This window comes from Rothia koreensis, assembly GCF_004136575.1.
GTDB lineage: Bacteria > Actinomycetota > Actinomycetes > Actinomycetales > Micrococcaceae > Rothia > Rothia koreensis.
The window spans coordinates 188,428-194,660 of the sequence record NZ_NOIQ01000003.1; the positions used below are offsets into that span (position 1 = coordinate 188,428).

4 protein-coding genes are annotated in these 6,233 nt (G+C 65.8%); 1 reads left to right on the plus strand and 3 read right to left on the minus strand.

Annotated elements, in window-relative coordinates; translation table 11 throughout:
- Positions 1-17 precede the first annotated feature (17 nt).
- Positions 18-1,745, minus strand: coding sequence for a phospho-sugar mutase (locus EWU68_RS05450; RefSeq protein ID WP_129315098.1), 1,728 nt, complete (start codon positions 1,743-1,745; stop codon positions 18-20).
- 36 nt (positions 1,746-1,781) lie between these two features.
- Positions 1,782-2,588, minus strand: a complete 807-nt coding sequence (locus EWU68_RS05455; protein ID WP_129315113.1) for a purine-nucleoside phosphorylase — start codon at positions 2,586-2,588, stop codon at positions 1,782-1,784.
- Between the two features lie 178 nt (positions 2,589-2,766).
- Between EWU68_RS05455 and EWU68_RS05460 the strand changes: the two genes are divergently transcribed.
- On the plus strand, positions 2,767-4,191 hold the full coding sequence (locus tag EWU68_RS05460; RefSeq protein WP_129315099.1) for an NAD(P)H-quinone dehydrogenase: 1,425 nt from the start codon (positions 2,767-2,769) through the stop codon (positions 4,189-4,191).
- 89 nt (positions 4,192-4,280) lie between these two features.
- Here EWU68_RS05460 and EWU68_RS05465 read toward each other — a convergent pair whose 3' ends face one another.
- The gene (locus tag EWU68_RS05465) at positions 4,281-5,702 is read right to left on the minus strand and encodes an MFS transporter (protein ID WP_129315100.1); all 1,422 of its coding nucleotides are present in this window, start codon (positions 5,700-5,702) and stop codon (positions 4,281-4,283) included.
- Positions 5,703-6,233: the final 531 nt, after the last annotated feature.

The window sequence follows — 6,233 nt, forward strand, 5'->3', positions numbered from 1 at the left end:
GTGGGGCGGCAGCGGCGTCAGGACTCCGAGTCCACGCCCAGGGCGAGGGCGATGTCTTCGCGGAGCGCCGCGAGGCGACGGTTCGCGATGTCACGAGCCTCCGCGAGGGGCGTCTCGTTCTCGACCGGTACCACGGCCTCGAGGTAGCACTTGAGTTTCGGCTCGGTGCCCGACGGACGCACGATCACGCGCCCCCCGTTGTCAGTGAGGTACACCAGGGCATCGGTCGGCGGAAGGTTCTTGGAGCCCTGGGAGAGGTCCCGGACCTTGGTCACAGGTGAACCGCCCAGCTCCTCCGGCCGAGTGCGGCGCAACCGGCCCATCATGGCCGTAATCCGGTCCAGGTCCTCGACCCGGACGGACAATTGCGCTGTCGCGTGGACCCCGTGCTGGCGGGCGATGTCATCGAGAACGTCCGTGAGCGACTTGCCGGCGTCCTTGAGCTTGGAGGCATAGTCGGCCACGATCAGTGCCGCGGAGATCCCGTCCTTGTCCTTGACCAGGTCGGGAGCCACGCAATAGCCCAAGGCCTCCTCGTACCCGTAGACCAGCCCCTGGACGCGGGCGATCCACTTGAAGCCCGTCAGCGTCTCACGGTGTTCGATGCCGTGCGCCGTCGCCATGCGTCCGAGCAGGCTCGAGGAAACGATCGAGCTGGCGAAGTAGCGGCGCGACCCGCTCGTCGCCGGAAGACGTTCGAGCATGATGCGTCCGATGATCGCCCCGACTTCGTCGCCTGTGAGAATTCGCCAGCCATCCTCTGCTTCCGCATCCGGTACGGCGAAGGCGACCCGGTCGGCGTCGGGATCATTGGCGATCACCAGATCCGCCTTCCGGTCCCGAGCCAATCCGATCGCGAGATCCATGGCACCGGGTTCTTCCGGGTTGGGGAAACGGACGGTCGGGAACTTGGGGTCCGGCAGGGCCTGCTCGGGAACCACGTGAAGACGGTCGAAGCCTGCCCTGGACAGGACGAAGGACATGACCTCCCCACCCACACCGTGCATCGGAGTCAGGACCACCGCGAGGGACCGAGAGGCTGGGGCGATACCGGGGATCAGGGAGGTGACCTCGTGCTCGTAGTCGCGTGCGAGCCGCTCCGGGAGCACCGTCCAGCCCGAATCCGCGCGCTCAATTCGATCGACGGAGGGCGCATCGGCGATCTTCTCTGCGATCTCGGTGTCGATCGGGGGAATGATCTGGGCGCCGCGGGCATCCTCGCCGACGGCCTGGCCACCCAGGTAAACCTTGTAGCCGTTGTCGGACGCGGGGTTGTGCGAGGCCGTGACCATGATGCCGACGTCGGCCTTCAGCAGGCGCGTCGCCCAAGCGAGCACGGGCGTCGGAAGGGGAACCGGCATGAGGAAAGCGTCCAGACCGGCCGCCGTGAAGATCCCCGCAGTATCCCGGGCAAAGGCATCGGACTTGGTCCGGGCGTCGTAGCCGATCACCGCTCGAGGCGTCGACGTCCAGTTCTCCTTCGCGGCCCTTTCCTTGAGGTAGGTGGCGACGCCGTACGCCGCCTGGGCCACGACGGCGCGGTTCATGCGCATGGGGCCCGCACCGAGTGCCGCGCGCAACCCCGCGGTCCCGAACTGGAGTCGTCCGGAGAAGCGCTCGCGCAGCAGGCTCTCGCCTTCCTCGGTTTCGGCGTGGCTGATCATCTCCAGGAGCTCGCGCTGCGTCTGGGGATCCGGGTCGGCCTCGACCCATTGCATTGCTTCGTTGATCAGTTCCGTCGTCATGGATAAACCTCGTCGTTTTCCTGAAGTGCCGTGGTGCTAGTGGTCCAAGCGGGCAATGATCTGCGCCAGCAACTCAGAGATACGCGGACCGGCGTTCCGCCCCTCTTCCAGGACTTCGTGGTGGCTCAGCGGGCTGTCGGATATTCCCGCAGCGGCGTTGGTGACCAAGGATATACCGAATACTTCCAGGCCGGCCGCGCGGGCCGCAATGGCCTCGAGCGCCGTGGACATACCCACCAGGTCCGCACCCAGGGTCTGGGCCATGCGAATCTCCGCCGGAGTCTCGTAATGCGGTCCGGGAAGCTGGAGATAGACACCTTCCTCGAGGCTCGGGTCGATCGAACGGGCGATCTCCCGAATGCGGGGAGAGTACAGATCCGTCAGGTCGACAAAATGTGCCCCGACGAGAGGCGAACCGCCCGTGAGGTTGATGTGGTCCTTGATCAGCACGGGCGTGCCGGGGCGATACGTCGGTTGCAGTCCGCCGCACCCGTTGGTCAGAATCATGGTCGAGCATCCGGCGGCCGCGGCCGTGCGCACACCGTGGACAACCTGCTGGATGCCGTGGCCCTCGTACAGATGGGTCCGTGCACCGATGACCAGCGCCCGGCGGCCCTCCGGCGTCCGGACGGAGGTGAGGGTTCCGGCGTGGCCCGCAATCTCCGAGGAACGGAACCCGGGGACGTCGTCGGCCTTGAGGACATGCGTCGCCTCACCGATGAGCTCGGCGGCGCCGCCCCACCCGGACCCCAGGGTGAGGCCGTAGTCGTGGCGCTTCACGCCGGTCTGTTCGGCGATGTACTCCGCGGCGCGCTGGGCCAAACGATGCGGCTCGAACCCCATGCTCGAGGAGTTGTTCGGAAGTTCCACGGGAAGTGTGTTCTTGCTGGTCGTCACGCTCCAAACCTAGCAGGATACGTTCGACGATGGGGCTCCTGGCCGGGTCTGACAGGTGAAAACGGTCTACGGCGGGGAAGCGGGAGGCCCGGGGACTTGGACCGGCTCGGATCTGTGGGGAACAATGAGGACCGTGAGCGAAGCTATTGCATTTACACCACAGAGGATCATCATCATCGGAGGCGGCCCCGGTGGCTACGAGGCCGCGCTGGTTGCCGCGAACCTTGGGGCAGACGTCACCATCATCGAGGAGCAGGGGTTGGGAGGCTCGGCGGTCATCACCGACGTCGTGCCCTCGAAGACCCTGATTGCCTCCGCGGACACCATGAACCGTTTCAGCGAGGCACCCGCCCTGGGCATCCGCACCCGGGCCGGGGACGAGCTCGTGGAACTCGAAGTCCACATCGACAAGGTCAATCGTCGTCTTCTGAATCTGGCCCAGCAGCAGTCCAAGGACATCCGCCGGAGTCTCGAGAAGGCCGGGGTGAAGGTCATCGACGGCACGGGACGCATGCTCGACGACCACACGGTCGAGGTCCGGGACAAGCAGGGCCTGACCTATGAGCTCGACACGCACGCCGTGTTGCTCAGCGTCGGTGCGCACCCGCGCGAGCTGGACACCGCCAAGCCGGACGGGGAGCGCATCTTCAACTGGAAGCAGTTGTACCAGCTCAAGGAGGTCCCGGAGCACCTGATCGTGGTCGGCTCCGGCGTGACCGGCGCGGAGTTCGCCTCCGCTTATCGTGGCCTGGGAGCGGAGGTCACCCTGATTTCCTCACGCGACCGGGTTCTTCCCAGCGAGGACGAGGACGCCGCGAAGGTTCTGGAGGACGTGTTCGACCGGCGAGGGCTCAACGTCATGCCCCGCTCGCGCGCCGCGTCGGTCGAGCGCGAGGGCGACGGCGTGATCGTGACCCTTTCCGACGGGCGCAAGGTCTCCGGTTCGCATTGCCTCCTGGCCGTCGGCTCGATTCCGAACACCAAGGACCTCGGGCTCGAGAACGCTGGCGTGACCACGAACGATTCCGGCCACATCGTGGTGGACGGCGTCTCACGCACGACCGCGCCGAACGTGTACGCGGCCGGAGACTGCACCGGCGTGATGCCCTTGGCATCCGTGGCCGCGATGCAGGGCCGGATCGCCATTGCGCACCTGCTCGGAGATTCCGTCTCGCCGCTCAAGAAGCACCGCGTGGCCTCCAACGTATTCACGTCTCCCGAGATCGCGACCGTGGGCGTCTCCCAGGCCGATATCGAGAGCGGCAAGTATCAGGCGGACACCGTTATGCTGTCCCTCTCGACCAACGCGAGGGCCAAGATGATGGCGGTCGAAGACGGCTTCGTCAAGGTCTTCGCCCGCAAGGGGTCGGGGACGGTCATCGGCGGCGTCGTCGTCGGTCCACGTGCCTCCGAGCTGATCTTCTCGATCTCCCTGGCGGTCAACACCAAGATGTCTGCGGACGACTTTGCCGACACCTTCTCGGTCTACCCCTCGCTGACGGGATCGATATCCGAAGCGGCCCGGCGGTTGCACAAGATGCCGGTCTAGGCCCGAAGCGGGTAACGAAAGACGCCGCCGCGCCCACCTCGACAGGGTGGGTGTGGCGGCGTCTTTGTGCGGTGAACCGGGAAACGCGGCTAGGAGGCGTCGGAGTTGATCGAGGCGAGGTCGACGTCCCTGGTCTCCCGGGAGATGAGCAGAGCGATCATCGTGATGACCGCCGCGCCCGCCAGGTACCAGCCCACGGCGCTGACCCCTCCCCAGGCGTTGAGAGACACCGCGATGTACGGGGTGATGGCCGCGCCCAGGATCGATGCGACGTTGTAAGCGATTCCGGAGCCCGTGTACCGGACGTTGGTGGGGAACAGCTCGGGGAGGAACGCGGACATCGAGCCGAAGGACAGGCCCATGATGGCCATGCCGATCGAGATGAAAATGATCAGGCCCGGGATGTTGGCGCCCGCACCGGTGCCGATGGTCGCCGGTGCCATGAACAGGCCGAAGCTGAGGCCGAACACGAGGATCAGCACGTTGGTCACGAGTTGCTGGCGACGCCGACCGAACCGGTCCGCGAGCCACCCGGAGACTGGGACGAAGGCCGCGAAGAACAGCACCGAGACGAGCTGAACCTGCAGGAACGTGTGATACGGGATGCCCAGGCCTGCACCCTTGGACGGTTTGCCGATGCCGTAGGACAGGATCCAGGCGGTCATGAGGTAGAACAGCACGTAGCAGGACAGCATGATGAAGGTTCCGAGAAGCATCGGCTTCCATGCCGTGCGGAACGCGTCCACCAGCGGCGTCTTGACCTTTTCGCCCTTCTGGACCGACTGCTTGAACACCGGGGTTTCCTCGAGCCGGACGCGCACGTACAGCCCCAAGGCGACCATCAGCACGGAGAAGAGGAACGGCACGCGCCAACCCCAGATCAGGAAAGCGGAGTCTGTTGCGGCCGCATCCTTGGTGGAGTCGAAGTTCATCCACGTGGTCAGGAGGAGCACGAAGCCGTTGGCCAGGATGAAGCCGATGGGGGCGCCCAGCTGGGGCCACATCGCGGCACGCGCCCTCTTGCCGGGCTCGGAGTACTCGGAGGCGAGCAGGGCAGCACCGGACCACTCACCGCCAAGGCCCATACCTTGTGCGAAACGGAGGATCGTGAGGAGCGCCGGGGCCCAGAAGGAGATCTGGTGGTAGGTGGGCAGCAACCCGATCAGAAAGGTTGCCAACCCCATGGTCAGCAGGGCGCCGACCAGAGTCGCCTTGCGACCGATCCGGTCGCCGAAGTGACCGAAGACGACCGAACCCAGGGGCCGCCCGAAGAAGGCTGCGGCGAAGGTCGCCATCGATGCCAGAAGCTTGGTCGTGTCGTCCTGGCCCGTGAAGAACAGCGCCGGGAAGACGGCGACGGCGGCGGTCGCGTAAACGTAGAAATCGTAGAACTCGATGGTCGTGCCGACGAGCGAGGCCGTGATGATGCGGTGTTTCGGCACTCGCTGTTCCACGGGCGGGACTTCGGCCGGAGAAGAACCGGTCGGAACGGACGTGTCAGGAAGTGACATCGAGGCTCCTCATGTTGTGAACGACGGCCCACACGGCCGCCACGGTGCGTGATCGTCTTCTCACCATAAAGTCGGTATCTACATGGTGGACAAACGTTCCAAATATTGAGAAGGCGGGGGGGGGCTTCCTCCGGCGAGGTGGCAGTTTTGTGCGGCTTCCTTTCGCGAGGTGGCAGTTTTGTGCGGTTATGGCGGTCAAAACTGCACGAGAGTGCCACCTCGCGGCGGGACGCTCGCGGCGCTCGCGGCGGCGCGGCGGGGCTCGGCGAGCGAGGCGGCGAGCGGGACGCGGGGCGGCGTCGTCGGTTGGCGCGGCCTCGTTGGGTGGGGGTTGCCTGATTCGGAGGAGTTTTCCGCCGTTAGGTGGTGGTGCAGCCACCACCTAACGGCGGTGAGTGCCACTGAATCGGGTAAACGCCACCCAACCGCCACGCAACCGCACCTGGGCGATAGGACAGGGAGCCGTTAGACGCCACTGAATTGGCTAAACGCCACCTAACCGCGTCGGGGTGCTGCGCCGGGGAGCCGCTC